Source organism: Nocardia sp. NPDC005746, from assembly GCF_040630785.1.
In the GTDB taxonomy this organism is placed as follows: domain Bacteria; phylum Actinomycetota; class Actinomycetes; order Mycobacteriales; family Mycobacteriaceae; genus Nocardia.
The window spans coordinates 95,097-119,832 of the sequence record NZ_JBEXYE010000010.1 but is presented as its reverse complement, the minus strand read 5'-3'; the positions used below and the strand labels follow the sequence as shown (position 1 = coordinate 119,832).

Annotated in this window: 21 protein-coding genes and 1 pseudogene; 7 read left to right on the top strand and 15 right to left on the bottom strand. The window is 69.4% G+C overall.

What is annotated here, in order from left to right; all coding sequences use genetic code 11:
- Positions 1 to 63 precede the first annotated feature (63 nt).
- The 4 genes from ABZ412_RS20305 to ABZ412_RS20290 form a co-directional block, all read right to left on the bottom strand.
- Positions 64 to 2,337, bottom strand: a complete 2,274-nt coding sequence (locus tag ABZ412_RS20305; RefSeq protein WP_357282823.1) for a helicase-associated domain-containing protein — start codon at positions 2,335 to 2,337, stop codon at positions 64 to 66.
- 232 nt (positions 2,338 to 2,569) lie between these two features.
- Positions 2,570 to 2,755, bottom strand: coding sequence for a hypothetical protein (locus tag ABZ412_RS20300; protein ID WP_213558185.1), 186 nt, complete (start codon positions 2,753 to 2,755; stop codon positions 2,570 to 2,572).
- Between the two features lie 272 nt (positions 2,756 to 3,027).
- Complete coding sequence (locus ABZ412_RS20295) at positions 3,028 to 3,663, bottom strand: transglycosylase family protein (protein WP_357282582.1); 636 nt, start codon at positions 3,661 to 3,663, stop codon at positions 3,028 to 3,030.
- A 393-nt stretch (positions 3,664 to 4,056) separates the two neighbouring features.
- Positions 4,057 to 4,287, bottom strand: coding sequence for a hypothetical protein (locus ABZ412_RS20290; protein ID WP_357282580.1), 231 nt, complete (start codon positions 4,285 to 4,287; stop codon positions 4,057 to 4,059).
- Positions 4,288 to 4,424: 137 nt separating this feature from the next.
- Here ABZ412_RS20290 and ABZ412_RS20285 point away from each other — a divergent pair, with 137 nt between their 5' ends.
- The gene (locus ABZ412_RS20285) at positions 4,425 to 4,865 is read left to right on the top strand and encodes a cold-shock protein (protein ID WP_357282822.1); all 441 of its coding nucleotides are present in this window, start codon (positions 4,425 to 4,427) and stop codon (positions 4,863 to 4,865) included.
- Between the two features lie 97 nt (positions 4,866 to 4,962).
- Here the strand turns inward: ABZ412_RS20285 and ABZ412_RS20280 are convergent, their stop codons facing one another.
- From ABZ412_RS20280 to ABZ412_RS20270, 3 genes are all read right to left on the bottom strand, one after another.
- On the bottom strand, positions 4,963 to 5,556 hold the full coding sequence (locus ABZ412_RS20280; RefSeq protein WP_357282577.1) for a DUF2771 family protein: 594 nt from the start codon (positions 5,554 to 5,556) through the stop codon (positions 4,963 to 4,965).
- Entirely contained in the window at positions 5,553 to 7,628 is a 2,076-nt protein-coding gene (locus ABZ412_RS20275; protein ID WP_357282575.1) for an MFS transporter, read from the bottom strand. The genes ABZ412_RS20280 and ABZ412_RS20275 overlap by 4 nt, the downstream gene beginning before the upstream one ends.
- 93 nt (positions 7,629 to 7,721) lie before the next feature.
- A complete protein-coding gene (locus tag ABZ412_RS20270) occupies positions 7,722 to 8,516 on the bottom strand; it encodes a glutaminyl-peptide cyclotransferase (protein WP_357282572.1) in 795 nt (264 codons plus the stop codon).
- A 17-nt stretch (positions 8,517 to 8,533) separates the two neighbouring features.
- Here ABZ412_RS20270 and ABZ412_RS20265 point away from each other — a divergent pair, with 17 nt between their 5' ends.
- Complete coding sequence (locus ABZ412_RS20265; protein WP_357282571.1) at positions 8,534 to 9,721, top strand: DUF3027 domain-containing protein; 1,188 nt, start codon at positions 8,534 to 8,536, stop codon at positions 9,719 to 9,721.
- A 216-nt stretch (positions 9,722 to 9,937) separates the two neighbouring features.
- Positions 9,938 to 13,270 carry an ATP-binding protein gene (locus ABZ412_RS20260; protein WP_357282568.1) on the top strand — a complete coding sequence of 1,111 codons (3,333 nt, stop codon included), beginning with the start codon at positions 9,938 to 9,940 and terminating at the stop codon, positions 13,268 to 13,270.
- A 58-nt stretch (positions 13,271 to 13,328) separates the two neighbouring features.
- Here ABZ412_RS20260 and ABZ412_RS20255 read toward each other — a convergent pair whose 3' ends face one another.
- The gene (locus ABZ412_RS20255; protein WP_213558181.1) at positions 13,329 to 13,955 is read right to left on the bottom strand and encodes a TetR/AcrR family transcriptional regulator; all 627 of its coding nucleotides are present in this window, start codon (positions 13,953 to 13,955) and stop codon (positions 13,329 to 13,331) included.
- 99 nt (positions 13,956 to 14,054) lie between these two features.
- Positions 14,055 to 14,297, bottom strand: coding sequence for a DUF2530 domain-containing protein (locus ABZ412_RS20250; protein WP_357282566.1), 243 nt, complete (start codon positions 14,295 to 14,297; stop codon positions 14,055 to 14,057).
- Between the two features lie 109 nt (positions 14,298 to 14,406).
- Between ABZ412_RS20250 and ABZ412_RS20245 the strand changes: the two genes are divergently transcribed.
- Entirely contained in the window at positions 14,407 to 14,844 is a 438-nt protein-coding gene (locus tag ABZ412_RS20245; RefSeq protein ID WP_357282564.1) for a MarR family transcriptional regulator, read from the top strand.
- Between the two features lie 62 nt (positions 14,845 to 14,906).
- Here ABZ412_RS20245 and ABZ412_RS20240 read toward each other — a convergent pair whose 3' ends face one another.
- Positions 14,907 to 15,296 carry a YccF domain-containing protein gene (locus tag ABZ412_RS20240; RefSeq protein ID WP_357282820.1) on the bottom strand — a complete coding sequence of 130 codons (390 nt, stop codon included), beginning with the start codon at positions 15,294 to 15,296 and terminating at the stop codon, positions 14,907 to 14,909.
- 205 nt (positions 15,297 to 15,501) lie between these two features.
- On the opposite strand from ABZ412_RS20240, the gene ABZ412_RS20235 reads away from it, so the two are divergent.
- Complete coding sequence (locus ABZ412_RS20235; protein WP_357282561.1) at positions 15,502 to 17,175, top strand: hypothetical protein; 1,674 nt, start codon at positions 15,502 to 15,504, stop codon at positions 17,173 to 17,175.
- 87 nt (positions 17,176 to 17,262) lie between these two features.
- Here ABZ412_RS20235 and ABZ412_RS20230 read toward each other — a convergent pair whose 3' ends face one another.
- The 4 genes from ABZ412_RS20230 to pdxH form a co-directional block, all read right to left on the bottom strand.
- The gene (locus tag ABZ412_RS20230; protein ID WP_357282560.1) at positions 17,263 to 18,468 is read right to left on the bottom strand and encodes a GNAT family N-acetyltransferase; all 1,206 of its coding nucleotides are present in this window, start codon (positions 18,466 to 18,468) and stop codon (positions 17,263 to 17,265) included.
- A gap of 233 nt (positions 18,469 to 18,701) precedes the next feature.
- A complete protein-coding gene (locus ABZ412_RS20225) occupies positions 18,702 to 20,015 on the bottom strand; it encodes a citrate synthase (RefSeq protein WP_357282557.1) in 1,314 nt (437 codons plus the stop codon).
- A 186-nt stretch (positions 20,016 to 20,201) separates the two neighbouring features.
- Positions 20,202 to 21,485, bottom strand: a complete 1,284-nt coding sequence (locus tag ABZ412_RS20220; protein WP_357282555.1) for an MFS transporter — start codon at positions 21,483 to 21,485, stop codon at positions 20,202 to 20,204.
- A 73-nt stretch (positions 21,486 to 21,558) separates the two neighbouring features.
- Complete coding sequence (gene pdxH, locus ABZ412_RS20215; protein ID WP_357282552.1) at positions 21,559 to 22,308, bottom strand: pyridoxamine 5'-phosphate oxidase; 750 nt, start codon at positions 22,306 to 22,308, stop codon at positions 21,559 to 21,561.
- Between the two features lie 100 nt (positions 22,309 to 22,408).
- On the opposite strand from pdxH, the gene ABZ412_RS20210 reads away from it, so the two are divergent.
- The gene (locus ABZ412_RS20210; protein ID WP_357282550.1) at positions 22,409 to 23,548 is read left to right on the top strand and encodes a citrate synthase 2; all 1,140 of its coding nucleotides are present in this window, start codon (positions 22,409 to 22,411) and stop codon (positions 23,546 to 23,548) included.
- A 73-nt stretch (positions 23,549 to 23,621) separates the two neighbouring features.
- Here the strand turns inward: ABZ412_RS20210 and ABZ412_RS20205 are convergent.
- A pseudogene (locus ABZ412_RS20205) lies at positions 23,622 to 24,065 on the bottom strand (RDD family protein); the annotation flags it as partial.
- Positions 24,066 to 24,444: 379 nt separating this feature from the next.
- On the opposite strand from ABZ412_RS20205, the gene ABZ412_RS20200 reads away from it, so the two are divergent.
- Entirely contained in the window at positions 24,445 to 24,693 is a 249-nt protein-coding gene (locus ABZ412_RS20200; protein WP_357282548.1) for a DUF1272 domain-containing protein, read from the top strand.
- Positions 24,694 to 24,736: the final 43 nt, after the last annotated feature.

The following is a 24,736-nucleotide window of genomic DNA, read 5'->3' as shown; positions in this document are numbered from 1 at the left end:
CGCCCCAAGGATCGGCCCGGTACTCATCGGCATCACCAATGCCGTTCGGGTGCCGGGCTTTTCCTATTCCACCAGGGCGACCGAGGCGATGCGGTGCAGCGTGAAGTGGCGGACCGCGCCCGTGACCGGGTCCAGGGCGTCGAGTTGCCCGCCGCCGACCTTGAGCGGCTCCACCACGCGCTGTGAGGCGACGCCCTGGGCGTCCACATAGCCGATGTGGACGCGGCGACGGGTGCGGGCGGCCAGCTGGAGCAGGTTCAGGGTGGCCTGGGTGCTGGTGCGGGAGCCGTCGGAGCGAACCGTCTGCCCGGCACGGGCATGCGCGGCGCGCTCGCTCGCGCGCAGTTCGGCCACCAGGGATCGCAGCTGGTCGGTGCTGGGCGGGTTGGGTCGCCAATTCGGGTGCGGGCGCTGCCGGGCGGGCAGGCGCGCGCCGCGCGGCCGCAGGTCCACGATGGCGCCCGCGGAATCCTCGCCCGCGGGGCTGAATCCGGCGGCCCGTAAGCGTTCCAGCACCTCGCCCAGCGGGGCCTGGGAGATGGCGACCGTCGGGGCCACCGCGCGCAGGGCCAGTTCCCCGGCGACCGGCGCGGCGAGTACCTCGGCGAGCAGGGTGGGATCGTCGCTGCGCACGAAACTCTGGGCCATGCCCACGCGCAGGCGGCCGTGGCGGCGGGCCACATCGTCGATGAGGTAGGTCAGCGACTGGGGGACCGGGGTGCGGGAGTGGGTGGTGAACAGGTGGTGCAGTTCCGCGGACGTGGCCCCGGCGTCCAGGGCGCGGCGCACCGAGGTCTCACCGATCCGGTACACCGTGGCCGCGCCCGCCGATTCGACATCGGCGACCATGGCGATCCGGTCCTGCAGGTCGGGCACCAGCGGTCCGGGCGCGATGACCGTCAGATCCGCCTGCACCAGCACGTGATCCACCGGTTCGGGCAGCGCGATCGCCATCTCCGATTCGGCGTCCTCGGGACTGCCGTGCAGCAGGGCGCGCCCCGCGGAGGTGACCGCGCCGCGCGCCAGCAGTCCGAGCGCCTCGGCCTCGGCGAGGGTGGCGCGCACCGCCTCCAGCCGGTAGTGGCGGCGCCGGCGCGGTTCCCGCCAGGCCAGGATGCGGCCCAGGTCGGCGGCGGAAACCTCGGTGCCGGGCGGGAATTCGGCCAGCAGGCCCAGGACGGCGTGCCGGTCGCGGACCGCGTACACGGTGCGCAGCTCCGCCGAGAGCGCCGCCAGGGGTTTGTCGTTGGCGTCGCGTAGCCCGATCATCCACGGCAGCCGGTCCAGTTCCAGCCAGGCCTGCGCCAGCACCGCCCAGCGGCGCGAGGGCACCACGGCCAGCCAGGCGTCGGAGGTGGTGGTCGGCGTCCAGAAGTCGTCGGTGCCGTCGCTGTCGGGTGCGGGTTCGGGGGTGCCCTTGTCGATCAGGCGGGCGGCGGCCAGGATCTCGGCGAGCAGGCCGAGCCGGTCCTCGTCGATGCCGGTCTGCTTGGCGACCCGGCGTAACTCGCGCACCCCGAGGCCGCCCGACCGCAGTACCGGGGCGGGCGCGCGGCCGAGCACCTCCAGCACGGAGGCGCTGTGCCGCAACAGTTCCCCCACCTCGCCCGCGGCCACCGCGTTGATGTCGGCGGGGGCGTGCTTGGTGGTGTCGGGGTGCGGGGCCGCGAGCGCGTGCGGATCGGTGACCGGCTCGTTGCGCAGCACCTGCCCGACCGAGACCGGCAGCTCCACGGTCTCCTCGTCGATCCAGTTGAGCAGCCGGTGCGCCAGCAGCCGCTGCACCGGACGGTCGTCGGGAGTGCCGGGCGCGGCGTCGCGGGTGCGGCCGCGCGGGCCGGTGCTCGCCAGCTTGTCCAGCAGTGCGCGTTCCTGTGGCGTGGACGCGGCCAGGGCGGCGCTGATCTCGGGTTCGGTGAGTGAGTCCGGCAATTCGGTGGTGCTGCCCAGCGGCCAGGGCAGGGCCTCCTGCGCGGCCGGTGACACGCGCAGGGCGGTGTCGGGACCCCAGACCAGGGCGCGGGCGCGCAGCTTGGCCAGCGCGGCGTTCACGGGCGCGGCGGGCACCCGGTCCGAGAGCAGCTTGCGCAACGTCTTGGCGGGGAGGGGAGCGCCGTGGCGGCCGTCCCCGGCTCCTTGCACCACAAGGGTTTCGATGACGGCGAAGTCGAGGGTGTTCAGCTCGTCGCCCGCGCGCAGCACCGAGGCGCGCTGTTCGGTGCGGGCGGCCAGCACCGCCATCGAGGCGGGCAGCGGGACGGCCAGGTCGGGTCGCAGCTCCAGCAGCGTCACGAGTTCGTCGTCGCCGCGCTTGGAAAGCCACTCGGCCAGCGTCAGATCCGCGGATTTGGCGGATTTCGCGGGCTTGGCCGTGGCCGTGGAATCGGCGGGCGCGTCCGGGTCGCCCGTCGGGGTGGGGGTTTCGGTCACTTCACCCGATCCGTCGGGGAGTGTGGGCGCGGTTCAGCGACCGCCGCGGCCACCAGGCGGTAGACAGGGCCTGGAGTCGTACGCGCGGCGGTCGCTCGGGAACGAGCGCCGTCAACCGCATATCGGTCGGTGCGACGGATCAGCGGTTGACGATGGTGTGCGGGTGCACGTAGGGCAGCTGCTCGACCGGCAGCGGGAACTCCATGTCCTCGCCGTAGGGGGAGAGTCCACCGGAGCGGGTCGAGGAGAGCTCGGTGACCGCGTGATCGCCGTTGGTCTCCGGCCAGCCGTTGTCCACATAGGGTTTGTTCGATTTGTTCACCACGCCGCTCATTCTGGCATGAGCACCCACCGGCCGCCCTCCCCGGCACTGTGTCTGTTTGCCTCCGCTTCGCTGCGGCGTGTTCGAGGCCCTGTTACCTCGGTCTTCGTTACCTCGGTCTTCCCGCCTCCGCTTCGCTCCCCGCTCCAAGCGCCGGGAGGCGGAGCGCAGTCCGGGCCGAGGCGGGCCTCGAACCGGAGGGAATCCCGGAGCGGGAACGACGAAGGCCCCCATCGTCATTGATGGGGGCCTTCGGAGAGTGAACGGGGCGCTGCCTACTGGGGCAGCAGGCCCTTGTTCGCCTGGAAGAAGTTCACGACGCCCGGATCGAGCTGGGTGCCATTGGCCTTGGTGGCGTTGAGGAAATCCAGTGCGGGCTGCGGGATCTGAATGCCCTGCTGCTGGGCGACCGCGATCGCGCGGTCGACGGCCTGGAAGACTTCCTGCGTGCCGTTGGTGGCGCTGCCGGGGCCGGCCTGCTGCTGCGGGGCCCACTGCGGGACGTCGGACGCGGCGGGCGCGGGCGCCGTACGCGGGGTGGCGGAGCTGGAGAGGCCGAGGCTCGAGGAGCAGGCGGGCCAAGCGCCCCAGCCCTGCGTGGCGAGCACCTTCTCGGCGACCGCGATCTGCTGTTCACGGGTGGCCTGGTTGGCGGTCGCGGCGTACTCGCCGCCGCCGTGGGCGGTCCAGGTGCCGGGGGAGAACTGCAGTCCGCCCTGGAAACCGTTGCCGGTGTTGATGCCCCAGTTACCGCCGGCTTCGCACTGTGCGAGCTTGTCCCAGTCGGAGTCGGGTGCCGCGCTGGCGTTTCCTGCCATGGCCACTCCCGCGCCGCCGAGAGCGATGCCGGTCAGGGCAACCTTGGCGACAGTGCGGCCGGTGTTGGTCGGCTTGCGATGGCGTCCACTCATTTTCGGGTCTTTCCTCTCGTACGCGCCTGCGAGACCGACTACCGGGGTCGGACTGAGAGGTCGTCCGGCCCGGCGCACTGGCTGTGCGCTATGCCTCGTCTTCGCCCCTCGTTCCAGTTGGGGGTCCGTACCCGCGGGGCGAAGTTCGGTGCGGCGGGCCGGTGGCGCCGGGCTGACCCGGCTGGTGGAGAACATTACGACGCTCGCCGCGAAAAATCACCATTTGGTAACCGTCGTGTCCGTTCGGGTCTTTTACCGGCGCAACGGGTTCCACAGGGCTTCTGTGCAGGTGGTCACGGTGAGTCTCGGCCGATAGGGGTCTGTCACCACTCCGTGACCCTCTCGTTATGTGACGAAGATCACAGGCGTGGCCGGGTAACGAACTGGGCAATCTCAGCGCGCCTTGCGCCCCGACCACAGCGCGTAGACGATCGACAGCAGGAAGCCGAGCGGCGCGCACATGGCGAGCAGGTACAGCCACACCCCCGGCTTCGAATCGGTCAGCAGCCCGACGCCGAAGATGGCGAAGACCGCCAGCAATCCGATCGCGAACAGCCCCATGGCGATGTAGAGCAGCCAGCCCGCGGAACGGCGAGGGGCCTGCTCGGAAGAAGTGTCGGACACCTCTCGACCGTAAAACTGATGTGCTCGGGCTATTCGCACCGGGGTAGACTCGGAGTTCAGTCGCGTCCTGCATAGCTGTGTGGGGCGCGTTCTTTTGCCCGGTTGCTCCGGGCTGGAATGACGAACGGGTGAGCGCAGTGCCGACCGGCAAGGTGAAGTGGTACGACGTCGAAAAGGGCTTCGGCTTCCTGTCCCAGGATGAGGGAGAAGACGTCTATGTTCGATCGTCGGCGCTGCCCGATGGTGTCGAGGCGCTCAAGCCCGGCCAGCGTGTCGAGTTCGGTATGGCCGCGGGTCGCCGTGGCCCGCAGGCGCTTTCGCTGAAGCTGCTGGAGACCCCCACCCTGCGCGAGGAGCGCGGCGGCCGGGGCGAGCGCGGTGGTCGCGGCGGCCGCACCGACGGCGCCCCCGTCAACCGGAAGTCGCCCGACGAGCTGCACGGCCTCATCGAGGACATGATCACGCTGCTGGAGACCAAGGTGCAGCCGGATCTGCGTCGCGGCAAGTACCCGGACCGCAAGACCGCCCAGCGCATCGCCGAAGTGGTGCGTGGCGTGGCGCGCGAGCTCGACCACTAGGTCGCACGCGCTCGAAACGGCAATCGGGCCCCGGTGATTCGATCACCGGGGCCCGATTCACGTTGGGGCGGACCCGGTTTCCCGGGTCCGGCCGAGCTCAGCTGAACAGCGCGGGATCGAACGCGGGGGTGTGCACCGCCCAGATGCCGCGGGAGATGACGCCCTCGTTGCCGGCCTCGTCGCGCGCCGGAATGGGCAGGTGCAGCTCCATGATGGCCAGCTTCACGCCCTCGTTGGCGGGGGTCTTGATGGTCAGCGTGCGCGGCTTGTCCCACTTGGAGTCCTGGTCGCGCTCCGGCTTGCCGGACAGCTTCCACGGCTCCTTGTAGGTGAGGATCTCCGCGTCGGCCTTGTTGTTCGGCAGGCGGTAGCCGATCAGCAGCTCCCAGGGCGCGTCGACGATCTCCTTGGGCAGCGACAGCTGGATGGTGGAGCCGGGCGGCACGTCGAGGTCGGAGACCGCCTCGGTGGTGTTGCACTTGCCCATCGAGAGGCGTTCCTTGGACACCTCGAGGTCGCAGTACAGGAAGGGCGCGACCGTCACGGACTTGCCGTGCGCGTACGCGGTGATCGCGGGCTCGGACTTGTCGGTGTGGCGGGCGATGACCACGATCGCGGCGAAATAGGCCACGGCCACCACGGCTAGAACCGCCAGCAGAGCGATGATCGTGCGGGCTTTGGGTTGGCTCACCGGGTTTCCTGTCCGTTACTGGGTGGGTTCCCCGCGCCGTGCGCACCGGGAATCTCCTGCTTGGCGTGCTGAGGTCGGTTACCGCCCAAACCGGGCAGCAGCGAATGACCACGGTAGCTGACCACGGTCTGTATCAAGCCCAGCGCCATGATGACGGAGACCACGGCGAATCCCTTCCACCACATGGTCGGCATCCACAGGGTGGGCAGCAGGACGCCCAGCGCGCCGCCGAAGACCCATGCCAGCTGCAGGACGGTCTCGGAGCGGCCGAAACCGGACGCGACCGATTCCGGGGGCAGATCGTCCTGGATGGAGGCGTCCAGTGACACCTTGGCCAGCGCGCTCGCGCCCGCCGCGATCAGCGTGGCGAGCGCCGCGCCCAGCAGGCTGTCCAGGACGGCCGCGGCGATGGCGGCGGCGACGCAGGCGACGGTGCAGATCAGCACGATCAGCTGGGGGCGGCCGAGTTTCATGCGGGCGCCCGTCGCATTGCCGGCGAAATTGCCGATGGCCGCGGCCGCGCCGACGATGCCCAGCATGGCGATCTGCTGCACGCCGTGTTTGTCGGTGGCCTTGACCACGAATGCCACATAGAAGGTGAGGAAGCCGGTCAGCACGCGCACCGTGCTGTTGCCCCACAGGCCGGTCACCACCGAACGGCCCAGCGGCTGACGGCGTTTGGTGGGCGGCACGTCCCCGGCCCGGCTCGGGTCCAGCACCTCGGTGCGGGAGTCGTCGCCGTGGTAGCCCAGGGTGGCGGGCACCTCGCCCTCGGTGTTCTCCACCCAGGCCGGGATGCGCAGGCTCAGGAACATGCCGGCGGCGGCCAGCGCGGCCGCGAACAGCAGCGCACCGGTCGAGCCGGTCACCTTGGCGATCAGCGCGGCCACGCCGCCCGCGCACAGGGTGCCGCCGACCAGTCCGAAGACGGTGAGGCGAGAGTTGGTGCGCACCAGGTCGATTCCCGGAGGCAAGACGCGCGGGGTGACCGCGGACTTCAGCACCGAGAACGACTTGCTGAGCACCATCATGCACAGGGCCAGCGGGTACAGCGCCCAGTTGTCGATATTGAAGATGAGCAGTCCGGCCACCAGCACGCGGATCGCGAACGAACCCGCCAGCGCGATCCGGCGGCCGTGCTGCAGGCGGTCCAGCATCGGGCCGATCACCGGTGCGATGACCGCGAACGGGGCGATGGTGATCACCAGGTACAGCGCCACCTTGGTGACCGATTCCGCGGTCGCGCTGGCGAAGAACAACGTATTGGCCAGGGCCACCGCGATGGCGGCGTCGGTCGCGAAGTTCGCCATGGTGGCGTACACGAGCGCGGTGAGGCCGGACTCCTCCGCGCCGTCGGCCTTGGCGGCGCGCTGGAAGGTCGCGAAACCGCTCTGCGTCAGTTCGATGCTGCGCCGCGCCGCGACCCGGGTGACGGTCAGCTTCCGGGGCGGCTTGTGCAGCCCGCCGCTGTCGTGGGCATCGGGGGTGTCACCGGGCGAAAGCTGCTGCGTATGAGCCGTTTCCGAGGAGTCGGCGGTGGTGTCGCGGCCCTCGGGCCCGGGCGTGCCCGTGGGTTTCGGGTCGTGCCGCGGTGGCGTGTGCCCGCGCGGCTGCGAGTTCTCGGGCTCCTGGGCGTGTCCCGAGGCGGGGTCGTAGCGCACCCGCCGGGTGGTGTTGAAGTCGTGCGGCTGCTGCCACATCTCGGGCTCGTCCCCGGTTCCCCGGGACGGCTGGGTCTCGTAGGGCCGGGTCGGAGGGTTGTCACCGGGATCGGATTTGCCGTGGCGGCGCTGGGCCCAGCGCGAGGTCCTGGCCTCCGGTTCGCGCGGTGCGTCGCCGCCGCGGTCGCGCGCGGGTTCGCTGCGCACCCCCGAGGACGGTTCGGCAGGTCGGGTGGGTGCGCGCCGGGTGAGGAATTCCGGCACGTCCTCCTGGTCGCGCGGCGACGCGGGCCGCCGCCCGGCGCGGTTCGCGGGCGGATAGCGGTCGTACCCCGGATGCCGTTCGATCATGGGTGAGTCCTCGTCGCCCCAGCGACCGGGATCGGCACCGGGGTCACGGGGAGCAGTCACGCCCCCAATTCTTGCAGTGCCATCGGCATGCGGCTGCACTACCGCCGGTGTGGGACGCCACAAGTTGGAGAGACCGGTCGTTTTTCTGGCGGTTCAGGCGGGAACGAAGCGGACTTCGTAGGAGGTGGGCCACTTCTTGCCGGTGAGCAGGAAGCGATCGGTGCCGGGCAGATGGGCGATGCCGTTGAGGACATCCGTGTCGGGGGTGCGGGCGCTGTTCGGCAGCAGTCCGGAGGCGTCGATGCTCGCCAGTACGTCACCGGTGTCGGGGTCGATGCGCAGGATCGTGTCGGTGGCCCAGGTATTGGCGTAGACGGAACCGTCCGGGGCGCAATCCAGTTCGTTGAGGTGAACGTTCTCGTGGCTGGTGAGCGCGACCGTCCCGGTGACGGCGAAGGTCCGCGGATCGCGGAAGGTCAGGGTGGAACTCCCATCGCTCATGACGACGCGATCGCCGCGCGTGCACAGGCCCCAGCCCTCGCCGTCGAAGCGGGCGGTGCGGATCTCGGCCAGGGTGGCCGGGTTTCGGGCGATGGCGAGTCCGTCCTTCCAGGTGAGCTGCCAGAGCAGGTCGCCGGCGCGGGTGACGCCTTCGCCGAACAGCGGGGCGGGCAGGTCGGCGCGGGCGAGTTCGGCTCCGGTGTTCAGGTCGGTGGACACGACGGACGAATGGCCGGAGAGTCCGGTGCCCTCATAGAGAACCGACCCATCGGCTTCCAATCCTTCGGTGAACGCGCCCGGGTCGTGCGGCCGTGTCGCGACCACCTCGACACGCCACTTCGGCGTGTTGTCGGCGCTGGTGCAGCCGGTGATGGTCCCGGCCAGGGCCAGCGCCGTGGACAGCGTGATCGTTGCGGCCGCTACCGGTGCACGGTGTTTGCGCTCCATACGGCAAAATGTAGGGCGTGAGCGCGGTTGGAGTTTCGGAGTCCGGTGTGCGGCCGATCCTGGCGGAGGCGGTCCAGCTGGCCCGCCGTGCGCTGCTGGATCTGGAGCCGGTCGGCGTGGGCGCGCATCTGGGCGTGACGGGCGAGGACGAATCCTCGGCCACCCATCACTTCGAGGCCACCCTGCCCGGCTATCACGGCTGGCAGTGGGCGGTCGTGGTGGCGGCCCCGCCGGAGGCGACGGTCGCCACCGTCAGCGAGTCGGCCCTGCTGCCGGGCCCCGACGCCCTGGTGGCCCCCGACTTCATCCCGTGGGACCAGCGCATCCGCCCCGGCGATCTCGCCCCCGGCGACCTGCTGGCCCCGCGGCCGAACGACCCGCGCCTGGTGCCCGGCTACGTCGCCACCGGCGACCCGGCCGTCGACGAGGTCGCACTCGAGATCGGCCTCGGCCGCACCCGGGTGCTGTCCCGCGAGGGCCGTGAGGAAGCCGCGGACCGCTGGTTCTCCGAATTCGGCCCCGACACCGATATGGCCCGTTCCGCACCGTCCACCTGCGGGCGCTGCGGCTTCTACGTCCCCCTCGCCGGTTCCCTGCGCGCCGCCTTCGGCGTCTGCGGCAATGCCATGGGCGCGGACGGGCGTGTCGTGCACGTGGCCTACGGCTGCGGCGCGCATTCGGACGTGGAACTGCCCACCGGCAACGGCTCCCCGCTGTACGAGGCGTACGACGATGCCGCCGTGGAACTGATCCCGCTCGCGGAGCTTCGCCCGGAAATCGCCGCTGTAGAGGACGAATCCGGCGAATCCGGTGCGGCCGAGGGTGCGGAAAACGCTGCGGCCGAGGCTGAATCGGGCGATGCCGCCGAGCCGCGGAGCGCCGCCGAAGGCGAGTCCGCCGCGGCCGGAGAGTCCGAGGCCGGCGCCGGCGACCCCGACCCCTCCTCCGACGCCGAGACCGCTCCCGAGCCCGCCGACGAACAGACCGCGACCGAGTCCGCGGATGTGGCGGCCGATGTGGCGGAAGCCGATGTCGAGGTGACCGAGATCGCCGTCGCGGAGGGCGAGTCCGCCGCGACGGGGGAGACCGAGGCCGAGCAGGCCGATCCCGGTGTGTTCGAGGCGGCCGATCCGGACGCGGTGTACGACGACGCGTGGGCGGTGACCGCGGTGTCGGTCGAACCGGAGACCGGGTCGGCGGAGTAGCGCCGAGCCCGGTCGTGACACCGCCCGGCGGTGCTGCCGGGCAGCGTGACAGCGGGGCCGACCGACCTCGGGAGCGTGGTCGCGCCGGCGATGACGGTGTCGCCGGTGCGGGCGTGACGAAGCGTGGATTTCGGTGGATCGCGCCGGATCCTGTGTAATACCCCGGATGCTTGGCCTTGGCGTGCCAACAACCGCTTTCGGGAAAGGGCGTAGGGCGTGGTCGCGACCGAATTCGAGGATCCGTTCGGCACGGCGGAATTGCGCGCCGGAGTGGTGGCCGCCTGGCGCGGCTCGCCCACCCGGTTGCGGGAGGACGCCGCCACCGAGGCGGATCTGGTGCGGGCCGGATACCGGGACCGGCTGCTGACCGAGCTGGCCCAGAATGCCGCCGACGCGGCGGTGAAGGCCGGGGTGCCCGGCCGGATCGCGGTCTGGCTGGACGGCCGCACCCTGCACATCGCCAACAGCGGTGCGCCGCTGGATGTCTCGGGTGTGCACGCGCTGACCGCCCTGCGCGCCTCGGGCAAGACCGAGGGCGCGGCCGTCGGCCAGTTCGGGGTGGGTTTCACCGCGGTGCTGACCGTGTCCGACGAGGTGGAGTTCCGGTCGACCAGCGGATCGGTGCGGTTCTCCCGGGGCGAGACCCGGGCGTTGCTCGGCGTGCAGGGCGTCGAGATCCCGGACCAGTCCGGCGATTTCGAGCCGCCCGCGCTGCGCCTGGCCTGGGCCATCGCGGAGCGGCCCGCGGACGGCTTCGACAGCGAGATCGTGTTGCGACTGCGCGAATCGGTGGACCCGGGCGAGCTGCTCGCCGAGATGCGCGCCGAGGCGCCCGACCTGCTGCTGGAACTGCCCGCCCTGAACAGCATTCGCATCGGCGACGACGAGATCGCCAGTACCCGGCGCGAACTGGCGGGCGGCCTCACCGAACTCACGGTCACCGGCCCGAATTCCGATGAGCGCCTGTGGTGGCAGTACCGCACCGGCCGCGCCCGCTGGCTGCTCCCGGTTCGTGACGGCCGCCCGGTCGCCGCCCGCCCGGACGTCCTGCGCGCCCCCACCCGCTCCGACGAGGAACTCTCGCTGCCCGCGGTCCTCATCGCCGACATCCCCATGCAGCCCGACCGCCGCCGCCTGCTCCCGAGCGCCCGCCCGGCCGAGCTCGCGGCCGACTACGCCGGCTTCGCCCGCGCCCTGCCGCCCCGCGACCGCCTGGTGCTGGTCCCCACCCCGGGTTTCGCCCGCAGTGAGACCGACGCGGTTCTGCGTGAAGCCCTCATCGCCGAACTCCGCGACAACGAGTGGCTCCCGGTCCTCACGGTTGGCCAGGATCACGAACCCGCGCTCGCTCCCCTGGATTTCGATGCGGCGCTCGCTGATTCCGCCAGCGCGGCGCGACCGGCCGCGGCGCCGGTGCTCGACGATCTCGCTGCCGGAGCTCCGGCCGCCGCAGCGGCGGACAGTGCTGCCGCGGGCGGGGATACGCCCGCGGACGGGAACCAGGGCGGAGCTGCCGGGCCTGCCGGGCTCAGGGACGCTGCCGTGTCTGCCCCCAAGCCACGCGCGGCCCGGGCCGCCGAGCCCGAGACGCTGCCGCTGTGGGAGCTGCCCGAGGACGAAGCGCCTTCCGACGCCGTCGAACCCCATGACGCCATCGGCCCGCACGATGTGGTCGCCGGATACGGCGCGGCCGAGTCCGGTGACCTCGCCGCCGCCGCGGATCTGGCCCGGGCCGCCGACCTGGCCGGGGGCGAGGACCTGGCCGGGGGCGAGGACCTGGCCGTGTCCACCGGCGCAGCCGAATTCGACCCCAGCGGGCTGGGGATGGCTGTGGATGAATCGCGCCCGGCCGGAATTCCGGTGGCCGGGGAGGTCCGGATCGGGGTGGCCTCGCCGCGGCGGGCCTGTGTTTTCACCGGCGTGACCACGGAATTGGCGGATCTGCTGGCGGAGATGACCGGACCGCTGGTGATTCCGGAGTTGTCGGGCCGCATGTTCGCGGACGCGCTCGCGGCCCTGGATGTGCACCGGATCGGCCTGGCCCGGATCGCGGAGTTGTCCGGCGGCCTGGAACGCGAACCGCAGTGGTGGTATTCGCTGTACGACGCCCTGGAGTCGTTCGCCGTGGATCCGCTGTCGGTGGAGGAGCTGGGCGCGCTGGCGGTGCCGCTGGTGGACGGGCGGCTGGTGACGGGTCCGCGCACGGTGGTGCTGGATGACCGTCTGGAGCAGGCGATTCCGGTGCACTGGGCGCGGTTGGCGCATCCGGAGGCGGCGCACGAGCTGCTGGGCCGCCTGGGCGCGCGTCCGGCCACGCCGGAGGATCTGCTGAACGATCCGGGCCTGCAGGCGGTGCTGGAGGACGATCCCAGCGATCCCGACACCGTGGACGCGGTACTGGGTCTGGCCGCGCATTCGCTGGCCGCGCCGGGCGTGTTGCCGTCCTGGCTCGGTGTGATCGAATTGCCGGACGTGGACGGCGAATTGACGCCCGCCGACGAATTGCTGCTGCCGGGCGCGCCGCTGGATCGGGTGCTGGTCGCGGATTCGCCGTTCTCCACCGTGGATTCCGCGGTCCTGGAGCGCTATGGCTCGGAAGCCTTGCGCGCCATCGGCGTCGGCTGGGGTTTCACCCTGGTCGCCGAGTCCGATCCGACCGGCCCCGACCATCACCTCGACGACGAGGAGGCCTGGTGGGCGAGCCTGGTCGAGGATCCGTCCGAGCTGGTGGCGGTCCGCGACCTGGATCTGGTGGACGACGCCGAATGGCCGGAGGCCCTGCGCCTGCTGCTGGCCGAGGAGAGCACCCGCCGCCTGGTCGCCGACCGCGACGGCTACACGGCCTGGTGGCTACGGCATCACGCGCACATCGACGGCATCCCGCTGGGCCTGCTGCGCCACCCGGACGACACCTTGTTCGCGGGCCTGCTCCCGCAGCTGCCGGGCTTCGGCGCGCAGGATCTGGCGGTGCTGCGCAGTGTCCTCGCCGATCCGGAGGTGCTGACGCCCGCGCTCGCCGAGGAGCTGCTCGACGCGCTGGCCGATCCGGCGAGAGTGCCCACGCCCGAATCGATTTCGCAGACCTACCGCCGGTTGGCGGAGGCGTTGGACGCGGGCCGGCTGGACACCGAGGACCTGGTGCTGCCGGGTCAGGTACGCGCGCTGAGCGGTGAGGTGATCCCGGCCGCCGACGCGCTGGTGCTGGATCGCCCGTGGTTCGGTCCGGCGCTGCCCGCGGATCGCCTGGTGGTCGGGGACATGGCGTGCGCGCGTCCGCTGGCCACCCTGCTGGATCTGCCGCTGGCCTCGGAGGCGGTGACGGCGGAGGTGGTGAGCACGGGTCGTGAGACCAGCTGGACCGCGGATCCGCTGGGTGTGTTGTTGCGCCTGCAGTTCGATATGCCGCTTCCGGCAGGCGATCTCGTGGTGCACGACGAGTTGCGGGTCCGGTTGACGGGCGCGTTCGAGGCCACGGTCGAGGTGGCGTGGTGGCGCGAGGGCGATGTCACCCATGTGCAGGGGCAGCCGCAGAATTTCTCGCGTCGCTGAGATCGGGTCCGGCGCGGGCGATCACGCTGCCCGCGCCGGAGGAGAAGGAGGAGCCAGGTCAGGCCGCGTGGGCTGCCACGGTGGTGGCGAGGACGTCCAACTGGTCGCGGACGGCGGCGCTGTCGTTGTCGACCAGCCAGCGCAGCACGATGCCGTCGATGGTGGCGAGGATGAAGCGGGACAGGGTGCCGACCGGAACGGTCCACTGGCAGTCGGTGGCTTCGCGCGCGTGCTCGAAGATGTCGGCGACCGTCGAGTCGTTGAAGGTGTACTGCTCGCGGGCGATGGCCAGTTTGGCGGGGGTCTGTTCCCCTTCGCGTAGCGCGTAGGTGGTGGTCTCGTAGGTGAGTAGTTGTCGTTCCGGGGTGGCTTCGATGTTGAGCCACATGAGTTCCAGGCCGGCGCGCACCAATTGCTGCAGCGCGGCTTTTCCGGTTCCGACGTCCTGCCATACGGTTTCGTTGGCGTCGACGGAATCACGCAATTCCATCGAAAGCGCCTTGACCAGCTCGGTCATCAGCTGATCTTTGTTTTCGAAACAGTAATGCACCACACCGAGGGAAACACCGGCTGCCTGCGCGACATCGCGGGTGGTAACCCCGGCCACGCCCTTTTTTTCGGCAAGGCCGATGGCTGCCTCGATAAGGTGGGCCCGTCGTTCTTCGACGCTCAATCGGGAGGACACTCCAGGGAGTTAAGCCTCCGAGGCGCGTGCAGTCAATTCGCAGGCTACACAAGTTTGCTCGGCACGCTTGTTGGTCAGATGACCAGTCGCTTCCCCATGCTAATCCAGACCGCGTTGTGCGCCTTTATCGCCCCGACGCGCACTCCGCCGCTGAATCGCGAAGATGGCGTAGCCCAGCAGTCCGACGCCCAATCCCATCAGGCACACCGGCCGCGCGGTCGCCCACGCGTCGTTCAACCACACCGCGATGGTCGCGATCAGGAAACCGATGGCGCCCACCAGGAGTACGGGACGCGGATCGGTGAAGCGCGGCGGAATTTCCGGGACGGTCGGCGGGGTCACCCCCTCAGACTAGAGGGCGCGAGCCGTTCCGGTGGCGCGCCGAGGCGCTCGGCGCTGGACCAGGCGAACAGGCGACTCCCGCGCGGGCGTTCCCGTATCGTTTGCCTCTGTGACAACGCCTTCCGACATTCGAGCGCTCGCCGGTGAACTCTCGCTGGCGGTGGTGCGCTTGACTCGGCATCTGCGAGGCCGGCGGGCCGATGCCCAGATTTCGCTGACGCAGCTGTCCGCGCTCGCCACGCTGAATCGAGAGGGCGCCATGACGCCGGGCGCGCTGGCCGCCAAGGAGCGGGTGCAGCCGCCGTCGATGACCCGGGTCATCGCCTCGCTGTCGGAAATGGATCTGGTGGAACGCAATCCGCACCCCACCGACGGGCGGCAGATCATCGTGTCGCTGTCGGACGCGGGCCGGGCGTTGATAGCGGATGAGAATCAGGCCCGCGAGGCGTGGATGACCGATCAGCTCTCGCAGCTGACGCCCGGTCAGGTGGGCGTGCTCCGCGAAGCGGTCGGCATCATGAAGCAGATCGTCGACGAGTCGGAGTAAGAGGTACCAACTCTCGGGGCTCTCAGGGGCTTCCCCTGAAACCCCTGTCATGCCCCGCGGCCCTAGTAGCCGAAACGTCGGTCACTGTCGACGATTTCGCGGCCCAGTGGGAACAGCGACACCGGGATCAGCTTGAGATTCGCCCAGGCGAAGGGGATTCCGATGATGGTGACCGCGAGGGCGATGCTGGTCATCAGGTGCCCCAGCGCCAGCCACCACCCGGCCACCACGATCCACACGATATTGCCGAGCATGGAGCCCACGCCCGCGTCGGGCTTCTCCACGGCTTCGCGGCCGAAGGGCCAGAGCACGAAATAGGCGATCCGGAACGACGCGATTCCCCAGGGGATCGTGATGATCAGGATGCAGCAGATCAGCCCGGCGATCACATAGCCGATGGCCATCCAGAATCCGACCAGGACTAGCCACAGGATGTTCAGAATCAGCTGGATCGGTTTCACCTTTCCAGCATGCCAGCGCGCCCTGGCCGGGCACCACCGGGAAAACCCCGATTTCCGAGTGTGTGCACTGGCCAGTGGTAGGGGAAACCCGGCGAACTTTCCGGTAAGCGAAACTCGCCACTGCTAATGTCGCGCTATCTCTTATATAGCCAGCTCTATCGTGTTTGATGGCGTCGGAAGAAAGTGCGGGCACACTTTGAGCAACATCAAACGAGTATCGGTGGGCCTCACCGCCCTGACGCTCGCCGCCACCGGCACGCTCGTGGCGTGCAGTAGCGCCGACTCATCGAGCTCGGGTTCGAGTTCCAGCTCGAAAGCCGCGGGCGACTCGGCGTCCGGGGCGGAACCGATGCCCAACCCGTATCTCGCCGCCGAGAAATTCGGCATCACCCACATCGACTCCGCGCAGAGCGACAGCTTCCCGGCCGCACCGCCGCGCGGAACCTTCCACATCGATCCCGCGGCGATGCCCCGGGTGCCCGGCGGCCCAGTCAACATCATGACCCTGGCCTCGCCGAATCCGGACTACTGGTGGGTCTCGTCGACCTCGGGCCCGCGCTACGTCGACGTCTCCGGTGGCGGCTTCAAGGAAGTCGCGTCCATGGACACACCGGGCATCCCGCCGATTCCCACCGCAGCACTCGACCAGGTGCTGAACCAGCAGTACACGGACACCGGCCAGATCGAGGCAGCCATCGCCCAGGACTGGCCCGGGCAGAACTGGCAGCGGCTGATCAACGGCGTCTACGGGCTGGTGGACAAGGACAACCACCTCTACTACATCAATCAGAACTCGGAGCTGTTCGTATTCGGGCTGAAGGACAAGAACAACCCCGCCGATGGCATCCAGGTCGTCGCGCAGCGCGACCTGAAACCGCTGCTGAGCACCGCCGGAACCTCGCTCGGCATCCCCGAGAACATCGTGGGCCTGAGCATGACCTACGACGGTCACCTGATCGCGCTGGCCTCCCGCGCCCTCTTCGTGTTCAACCGGGACCTCACCGGCGACGCCGTGCAGCTCCGGATCGGCGACGACGAGACCATCTCCAATTCGATGGCCGTGGATCCGGACGGTGGCCTCTACTTCGCCTCCGACAAGATCATGCGCAAGGTGGTCTGGAAGGACGGCAGGCTCTCCACAGAGGAGTCCGACGGCGCCTGGTCCTCGCCCTACGACTTCGGTCGCCAGCCACCCGCCGTCAAGTTCGGCACCGGCACCGGCTCGACCCCTACCCTCATGGGCTTCGGCGAGGACAGCGACCAGCTGGTCGTCATCACCGACGGCGCCGACCACATGAAGCTGGTCGCCTTCTGGCGCAACAAGATTCCCGAGGGATTCGCGCAGAAACCGGACGCCAAGTCGAATCGGATCGCCGATCAGATCGCGGTGACGGCCGGATTGCCCGAGCCGCTCCCGGAATTCGTGCAGTCCGAGCAGTCGGTGGTGGCGAGCGGATACGGCGCGTTCGTCGTGCAGAACATCGGGGAGGGCGGCTCCCCGGATCGGTTGGTGGACGTGCTGGCCAACGGACCGGTCGGCGTGCCCCCGCACGGCATGCAGCGGTTCGAGTGGGATCCCGAGGAACACAGGTGGACATCGGTCTGGGCCCGCGGCGACGTGGTGTCGACCTCCATGGTGCCCGCGGTCTCCAGTGGTGCGGGAGTGGTGTTCGTCAACGGCTACTCCAAGGCCGACGGCTGGGAGGTCACCGGCCTGGACTGGAAGACCGGGGAAACGGTGCACCGCACCATCTTCGGGCAATCCAACCTCGGCAACGGCGCGTACGCGCTGATCGAAGCCTTCCCCAACGGCGACCTGCTGTTCAACAGTGTCGGCGGACCGTTCCGGGCCAAGATCGCCGGCAAATAAGAGCATTCGGCCTCGTCCCAGGGCCGGGTGGGAGTCAGTGGCCGGGCGGCACCCTCGGGTGCGGCCCGGCCACTGCCCGTTCCGGGCTCAGAAGAACCAGCCGACCTCGGCCTCCCGCTCGGCGGTGAACGCCTCGTCGAAGGCCCGCAGCACCGCCGCGTCCTTGGCCTGGATCCGGTTGGCGGCGGCATAGACCCGGGCCCGGTAGACACCGAAGTAGAGGCTGCCGAGCACGTCGATCCCGAGTTCCAGATCCGGGCCGCGGTCGGTGGGCGCGCATTCGGCGATCCCGTCGCGCACCCGCAGCGCGAAGGTGCCGCCCGCGTCGCGGAACGGATCGTCCACGGCCAGCACCACATCCAGGTCCCGCTGATACGTGCGCGCGGTCAGCGCGGCGGGCACGTCCATGAGGCGGGTCCACAGCGTGTCGTGGCGGCCGACGACCTCGATCAGGCGCGGATCGGTGACCAGGAAGGGGAGCGGATCCCCGTCGTAGGTGCTGGCCTTGATGTCGTGCACCAGGTCCATGCTCAACAGCACCCGCCACAGCGCGATGTGGGCTTCCGGTGTGACGGTGCGCATTTCGCGGACCGTGGCGGTGTTCTTGTAGTCGTGCCAGGAGCGGCGCAGGATGGCGTACCCGTCGGGGTGGATCAGGAAGAACTGCGGCGCGCCGTCTTCGTTCTGCACCGATTCCGCGAAGATCCGCTGCCGCCACCGGGCTTCGGGGCGCACCTGCGCGCCGGGTGTGAGTCGTCGCCAGCGGTCGTAGATCTCGGGCAGGGCCTGCTCGGCCTCGGCCAGGGACGCGACCCGCACGCCGCCGGGATCCGGTGTGGTGGGCCGGAATTCGGCGGTGCGTCCGCGAATCGAGAGGTCGATCTCCTGGATCGAGGGCCCGTAGCCGAAGCGGCCGTAGATGCCGCCCTCGCTGACGGTGAAGATGGTGAGCGGCAGGCCCTCGGCCTCGATGCGCTCGTGCAGCGCGGTGTAGAGCGCCCGCAGAATGCCGCGCCGCCGATGCGTGGGTGCGACCGCGACGCCGGTGACGCCACTGGCTTGGACGGTGCGCGGACCCGGCACCGTGACGGTCATGACGCGATCGTTGACGTGCCCGACGAGACGATCGCCGTCGACGGCGACCAGGGCTCGTTCGGTGGGGAAGACCTGCGGCCCGAACTCGATGTCCGCCGGACCGCCACGCATGCCGAAGCCCATATCCATCAGCTGGACGAGTTCCGGCCGTTCCTCAGCTCGTGCCGAACGCACGGTAATGCCATTCGTCGATGCCATTCCCCGAAGATCCCAGGATTCCCGGTTTCCCGCATCCGATTTCTTCGGGGGCCAGCTGCCGCCCCCGCCGCGGCAGCTGACCCCCGTGAGAACAAGAGTGCCGCCCCGCGCCAGCGAGATCCTTAACAAGTCCTTGTCAACGACAGGTCATTGTCAACGGGAAATCCCCGCCGCCACGATGTGTGACGACGGGGATTTCCCGTGAAAAGCGTTCGGGCACAGGACCCGAGGGATCAACGGCCGTTGATCTCCACGTAGTCGCGCTCGCCGTAGCCGGTGTAGATCTGGCGCGGACGGCCGATCTTCAGCGGCTCGCGGTGCATCTCGCGCCAGTGCGCGATCCAGCCCGGCAGGCGGCCCATGGCGAACAGCACGGTGAACATGCGGGTCGGGAAGCCCATGGCCCGGTAGATGACGCCGGTGTAGAAGTCGACGTTCGGGTACAGGCGACGCTCGATGAAGTACTCATCGGTCAGGGCCGCCTCTTCGAGGGCCTTGGCGATGTCGAGCAGCTGGTCGTCGCCGCCGATCTTGGACAGGATGTTGTCCGCGACCTGCTTGACCAGCGTCGCGCGCGGGTCGTAGTTGCGGTAGACGCGGTGCCCGAAGCCCATGAGCTTCACGCCGTCTTCCTTGTTCTTGACCTTGCGGACGAACTCCTTGACGTCACCGCCCTGAGCCTTGATGTCGTCCAGCATCTCCAGCACGGCCTGGTTGGCGCCGCCGTGCAGCGGGCCCCACAGCGCGTTGATGCCGCCGGAGACGGAGGTGAACAGGTTGGCGTCCGACGAACCCACCAGGCGCACGGTCGACGTCGAGCAGTTCTGCTCGTGATCGGCGTGCAGGATGAGCAGCATGTCGAGCGCCGCGGCGATCTCCGGGTCGACCTCGTAGGGCTCGGCCGGGAAGCCGAAGGTCATCCGCAGGAAGTTCTCGACCAGGGACAGCGAGTTGTCCGGGTAGAGGAACGGCTGGCCGACCGACTTCTTGTACGCGTAGGCCGCGATGGTCGGCAGCTTGGCGAGCAGTCGGATGGTGGACAGCTCGACCTGCTCCGGGTCACGCGGGTCCAGCGAGTCCTGGTAGTACGCCGACAGCGCGTTGACCGCGGAGGACAGCACCGGCATCGGGTGCGCGTTGCGCGGGAAGCCGTCGAAGAACCGCTTCAGGTCCTCGTGCAGCAGGGTGTGCCGGCGGATCCGGTCGGTGAAGTCGTCGAGCTGGGCCTGGGTCGGCAGCTCGCCGTAGATGAGCAGGTAGCTGACCTCGATGAAGGTCGACTTGCCCGCCAGCTGCTCGATCGGGATCCCGCGGTAGCGCAGGATGCCCGCCTCACCGTCGATGTAGGTGATGGCCGACTTGGTCGACGCGGTGTTCATGAAGCCGGGGTCGTAGGTGACGTACCCGGTGCTGGCGAGCAGCTTGCCCAGGTCGATCCCGTCATTGCCCTCGACAGCCTTGGCGACGGTCATCGGGTACTCGCCGCCCGGGTATTGCAGTACCGGCTTGGCGTCGTCGTCGACGTTGATGATGTTCTCAGCGGGCACGGAAGGATCCCTCTCAGGCTTGAAACCGTAGGCATCGACGCGGGTGACACACGATGCGCTTGTACTCAACGCTAGCCGCTGTCCACTACGCCCCAGTAATGAGGGTGTCCCTTGACTACCTCACAGTCACGTCGTTCGCAGGTGAGGCGAGCGGCGGTCATGTGCTATGCGCATGAACGCCGGACCTCAGGCGACCGGCACCTCCGAATGGGCACGTGCCACCCGGTAACGCGCGAACGCGGGAAATGCCACGACGGCCAGCATCATGCCGACCACGACCAGCGCGCCGCCGCCCGCGGCCGCCGCCGCGGTACCCACCGCCGCTGCCGCGAAACCGTGCGCAACATCACCGATGCGCGGTCCACCCGCCACGACAACGATGAACACGCCCTGCAGTCGGCCGCGCATCTCGTCGGTCGCCACCGACTGCAGCATGGTGGTGCGCAAGGCCGCCGAGAACATGTCGACCGCGCCGCCGAAGGCCAGGCAGGCCAGTGCGATCCAGAGCGCCAGGGTCATGCTCAGCCCGTGCCCGACCAGGCCCACGGCCAAGCCGAACCCGACCATGCCCAGACCCCACAGCACGATGCAGACCACCACGGCCAGGCCCTGCCGCCGCACCCGTGACAGCCAGCCGGAGAACACCCCGCCCAGCACCGCGCCCACCGACATGGCCGCGAACAACAGTCCCAGAGCCGTTCCGCCCGAAGCGGAATCGCCGAAGCTGTCCTGGGCGATCTGCGGGAACAGGGCGCGCGGCATGCCGAACACCATGGCCACCACGTCCACCGCGAAGGAGGCCAGCAGGATGCGCTGGGTGGCCAGGTAGGCGAAGCCGTCGAACACCTCACGAAGCCCCGCCCGGCGGGCTTCGCCGTGCGGCGGGATGGGCGGCAGCTTCCAGGTGGCCCACAGCGTGGCCAGCAGCGCGATGGCGTCCAGCAGGTACAGCGTGGACAGGCCCGCGAGCGGAATCAGCATGCCCGCCAGCACCGGTCCGGCGATCGCCCCGAACTGCATGACCGTCATGCTCAGCGAGTTCGCCGCGGGCAGCTGCTCGGGCGGCAGCAGGCGCGGGTAGATGGCGCTGCGCGCGGGCTGGTTCATGGCGAAGAACGCCTGCTGCGCCGCGAACAGGATCAGCACCAGCCACACGTTGTTCAGCCCGGCCGCGGCCTGCGCCCAGAAGGCGAGCGCGGTCAGGCCGGTGCCCGCGGAGGTGACGAGCAGCATCTTGCGGCGGTCCATGGCGTCGGCGAGCGCGCCGCCCCAGAGCCCGAACACGATGAGCGGGATCAGGCCGAACAGTCCGGCCAGGCCGACGTACGAGGAACTGTGGGTGATGTCGTAGAGCTGTTTGGGGACGGCTACGACGGACAGCTGCGCGCCGATCACGGTGACGATGCCGGTGGTCCAGAGCCTCCGGTAGTCGGGATTCCGTAATGGAGTTATGTCGGCGAGCAGCTTCACCGACTTATTTTGGACCGATCATCCCATCATTTGAACGTGAGATATCCAACTCTTTCGTGGCGTTGCTCGGGCATCAGGGTTGGAGGCGTTCGACTTTCATGGCCGAAACATCCGAGTTGCCCGGTTCCACCGTCACCCGGATGCGGTTGTGCATACGGCTGCGGCGGCCCTGCCAGAACTCGACCGTCTCCGGCCGGATCTGGAACCCGCCCCAGAACGGCGGCACCGGAATGTCGTCCACCTCGGCGAACCGGGCCTCGGTCGCGGCCATGCGCTCATCCAGCTCGGCGCGCGAGGCGATGGTCCGCGACTGCTCCGAGGCCCACGCCCCCAGTCGCGAGCCGCGCGGCCGGGACTGCCAGTACACCTCGGTGGCCTCGGCGGGCACCCGCCGCACCGGGCCGCGCACCGTCACCTGCCGCCCCATCGCCTGCCACACGAATGTGGCCGACGCGTACGGGGTTCGGGTCAGCTGACGGCCCTTGAACGAGTCGTAATTCGTGTAAAAAGTCACACCCTCGGCAGAAAGCCCCTTGCACAACACGGTTCGCGAGGACGGCCGCGGACCGCTCTCGGTGATCTCCACGGTGCTCAGCACCATCGAGTTGGGGTCGGTCAAGCCCGCGCTGGTGGCATCCTCGATCCAATTGCGCAGCAACGGCTCCCAGCCCTCGGTCAGCCAGGTCTCGTCCAGGTCGGTGTCGCGGTGCGGATGGTTGTCGCCCTGATCGACCCCGTACTCGACGCGCAAGGCCGCGATATCGATGTCCACCGGGACTTCGTGCGCCATCGGCCCAGTGGCCAATTTCTCCTGGTCAACCATGGGCCAGACGTTACTCCGGAGTAATGCGGGGGTTAAGCTCCAGGTGATCGGCGTGGCTGCTCAGGGATCGGGCGGCCCGACATGCAAGGAGAGTCACAACATGACTGCCAGCGCTGCGGTACCCAATGTCGTCCCCGACGGCTTCGTGAGCGGTCTCGAAGGCGTGGTGGCCTTCACCACCGATATCGCCGAACCGGACAAGGACGGCGGTGCGCTCCGGTACCGCGGCGTCGACATCGAGGACCTGGTCGGCAACCGGGTCACCTTCGGTGATGTCTGGGCCCTGCTCGTGGACGGCGAATTCGGCCGCGGCCTACCGCCCGCCGAACCGTTCCCGCTCCCCATCCACACCGGCGACGTCCGCGTCGACGTGCAGGCCGGTCTGGCCATGCTGGCCCCGATCTGGGGTTACGAGCCGCTGCTCGACATCGACGACGACACCGCCCGCGAGAACCTCGCCCGGGCCTCGGTCATGGCGCTGTCCTACGTCGCCCAGTCGGCGCGCGGCATCTACCAGCCCGCCGTGCCGCAGTCGAAGATCGACGAATCGGCCACCATTACCGAGCGGTTCATGACCCGCTGGAAGGGTGACCCGGACCCGCGCCACATCGAGGCCATCGACGCCTACTGGGTGTCCGCGGCCGAGCACGGCATGAACGCCTCCACCTTCACCGCCCGCGTCATCGCCTCCACCGGCGCCGACGTCGCGGCCTCGCTGTCCGGTGCCATCGGCGCCATGTCCGGCCCGCTGCACGGCGGCGCCCCGGCCCGCGTGCTCCCGATGATCGAGGCCGTCGAGAAGTCCGGCGACGCACGGGCTCTGGTCAAGGGCATCCTGGACCGCAAGGAAAAGCTGATGGGCTTCGGCCACCGCGTCTACCGCGCCGAGGACCCCCGCGCCCGCGTGCTGCGCGCCACCGCCCAGCGCCTGGACGCCCCGCGCTACGAGGTCGCCGCCGCGCTGGAGCAGGCCGCCCTGGCCGAGCTGCGCGAGCGTCGCCCCGACCGCGCCATCGAGACCAACGTCGAGTTCTGGGCCGCCGTGATCCTGGACTTCGCCGAGGTCCCGGCGCACATGATGCCCGCCATGTTCACCTGTGGCCGCACCGCCGGCTGGTGTGCCCACATCCTGGAGCAGAAGCAGCTCGGCAAGCTGGTCCGCCCGGCCGCCATCTACACCGGCCCGGCCCCGCGCAAGCCGGAGACGGTCACCGGCTGGAACCTGGTGTCGCACAACTAGAGTGCGCTGAACGAACAAATGGCCCGCGGCGAGACTTCGCCGCGGGCCATTTGTTCGTTCTACTGCTTTCGTTCTAGGCCTTGACGACGATCGTCCCCATGATCTTGTCGCCGAGGGTCTGCTTCTTCTCGTCCCACAGCGGCCACAGCCAGCCCAGGTAGCAGCAGAGGGTGTTCACCATCTCGGCGAAGTAGCGCACGATGGCCATGCCGAAACCGACGGGCTGGCCTGTCGATTCCTTGAGCAACCGGATGCCCGCCACCCGCTTGCCGAGCGTCTGGCCGGTGGTGCCCTCCTGGTAGGCCATGAACAGCCCGGCCCCGACCAGCGCCACGAAGCCGATCAGCACGCAGATGAAGCCCAGGGCGTTCATGGTGCCGGAGTCGCAGTAGGTCGAGTAGCGGGTGGTCGTGCACTGGGGCTCCGAGGTGCCCGCGGTGTTGGCGATGACGTCGAGCAGGATGAACGGGCCCATCACGACCAGGGAGTCCACCAGTCGCGCGCCCACTCGTGCGCCCCAGCTCGCGTAATTCGCTCCGAACCCCCCGAACGGAGCGTAACCGGGCTGGGGTGCGCCGTAAGCGGGTTGCGGTGCGCCATAAGGAGATTGGGGAGCCCCGTACGCGGGCTGCGGGGCGCCGTAGCCGGGCTGCTGCGGAGCGCTGTATCCGGGTTGCTGTGCGCCGTAGGGCGACTGGGTTGCGCCGTAGCCGGGCGGCGGGGCCGCGTAGCCGGGCTGGGGCGCGCCGTAGCCCGGGGCGGGCTGGTCGGCGGGCGGGTAGCCGTACCCCGGCTGTTGCTGCGGGTACGGGTTGTTCGGGTAAGTCAATGCGCTTCCTTGCAAAAGGGTTGTTTCGGACAGGCAGGCTACAGTCTGGGGCACCCGGCCCCTCGATATGAAAAGGAAATCGATCACAGTCGCGCACCCGGGACCGGCAGCGCGCGGACGAGGAGACCGGATGGCGCTGGAAATGCGGACACGCTGTGAACGATGCGAGATTGCCGATTTACCTGCTGAGGGTCCCGCGCTGATCTGCAGCTATGCGTGCACCTTCTGTGAATCGTGCGGTCGAACAATGGATTACGTCTGCCCCAACTGCGGTGGCGAATTGGTTGCCAGACCGCGAAGGCGGCGAGAATCCTGATTCACGCCATGGATTGTGCGCCGGGATTCACATAACCTGCTCC

What these genes read in the sequence shown, in the direction of transcription:
- ABZ412_RS20295 (WP_357282582.1), bottom strand. Translation starts at nt 3,663, where the DNA reads ATGAGTGGACGCCATCGCAAGCCGACCAACACCGGCCGCACTGTCGCC.
- ABZ412_RS20200 (WP_357282548.1), top strand. Translation starts at nt 24,445, where the DNA reads ATGAAAAGGAAATCGATCACAGTCGCGCACCCGGGACCGGCAGCGCGC.
- pdxH (WP_357282552.1), bottom strand. Translation starts at nt 22,308, where the DNA reads ATGGTTGACCAGGAGAAATTGGCCACTGGGCCGATGGCGCACGAAGTC.
- ABZ412_RS20270 (WP_357282572.1), bottom strand. Translation starts at nt 8,516, where the DNA reads ATGGAGCGCAAACACCGTGCACCGGTAGCGGCCGCAACGATCACGCTG.
- ABZ412_RS20230 (WP_357282560.1), bottom strand. Translation starts at nt 18,468, where the DNA reads ATGGCATCGACGAATGGCATTACCGTGCGTTCGGCACGAGCTGAGGAA.
- ABZ412_RS20210 (WP_357282550.1), top strand. Translation starts at nt 22,409, where the DNA reads ATGACTGCCAGCGCTGCGGTACCCAATGTCGTCCCCGACGGCTTCGTG.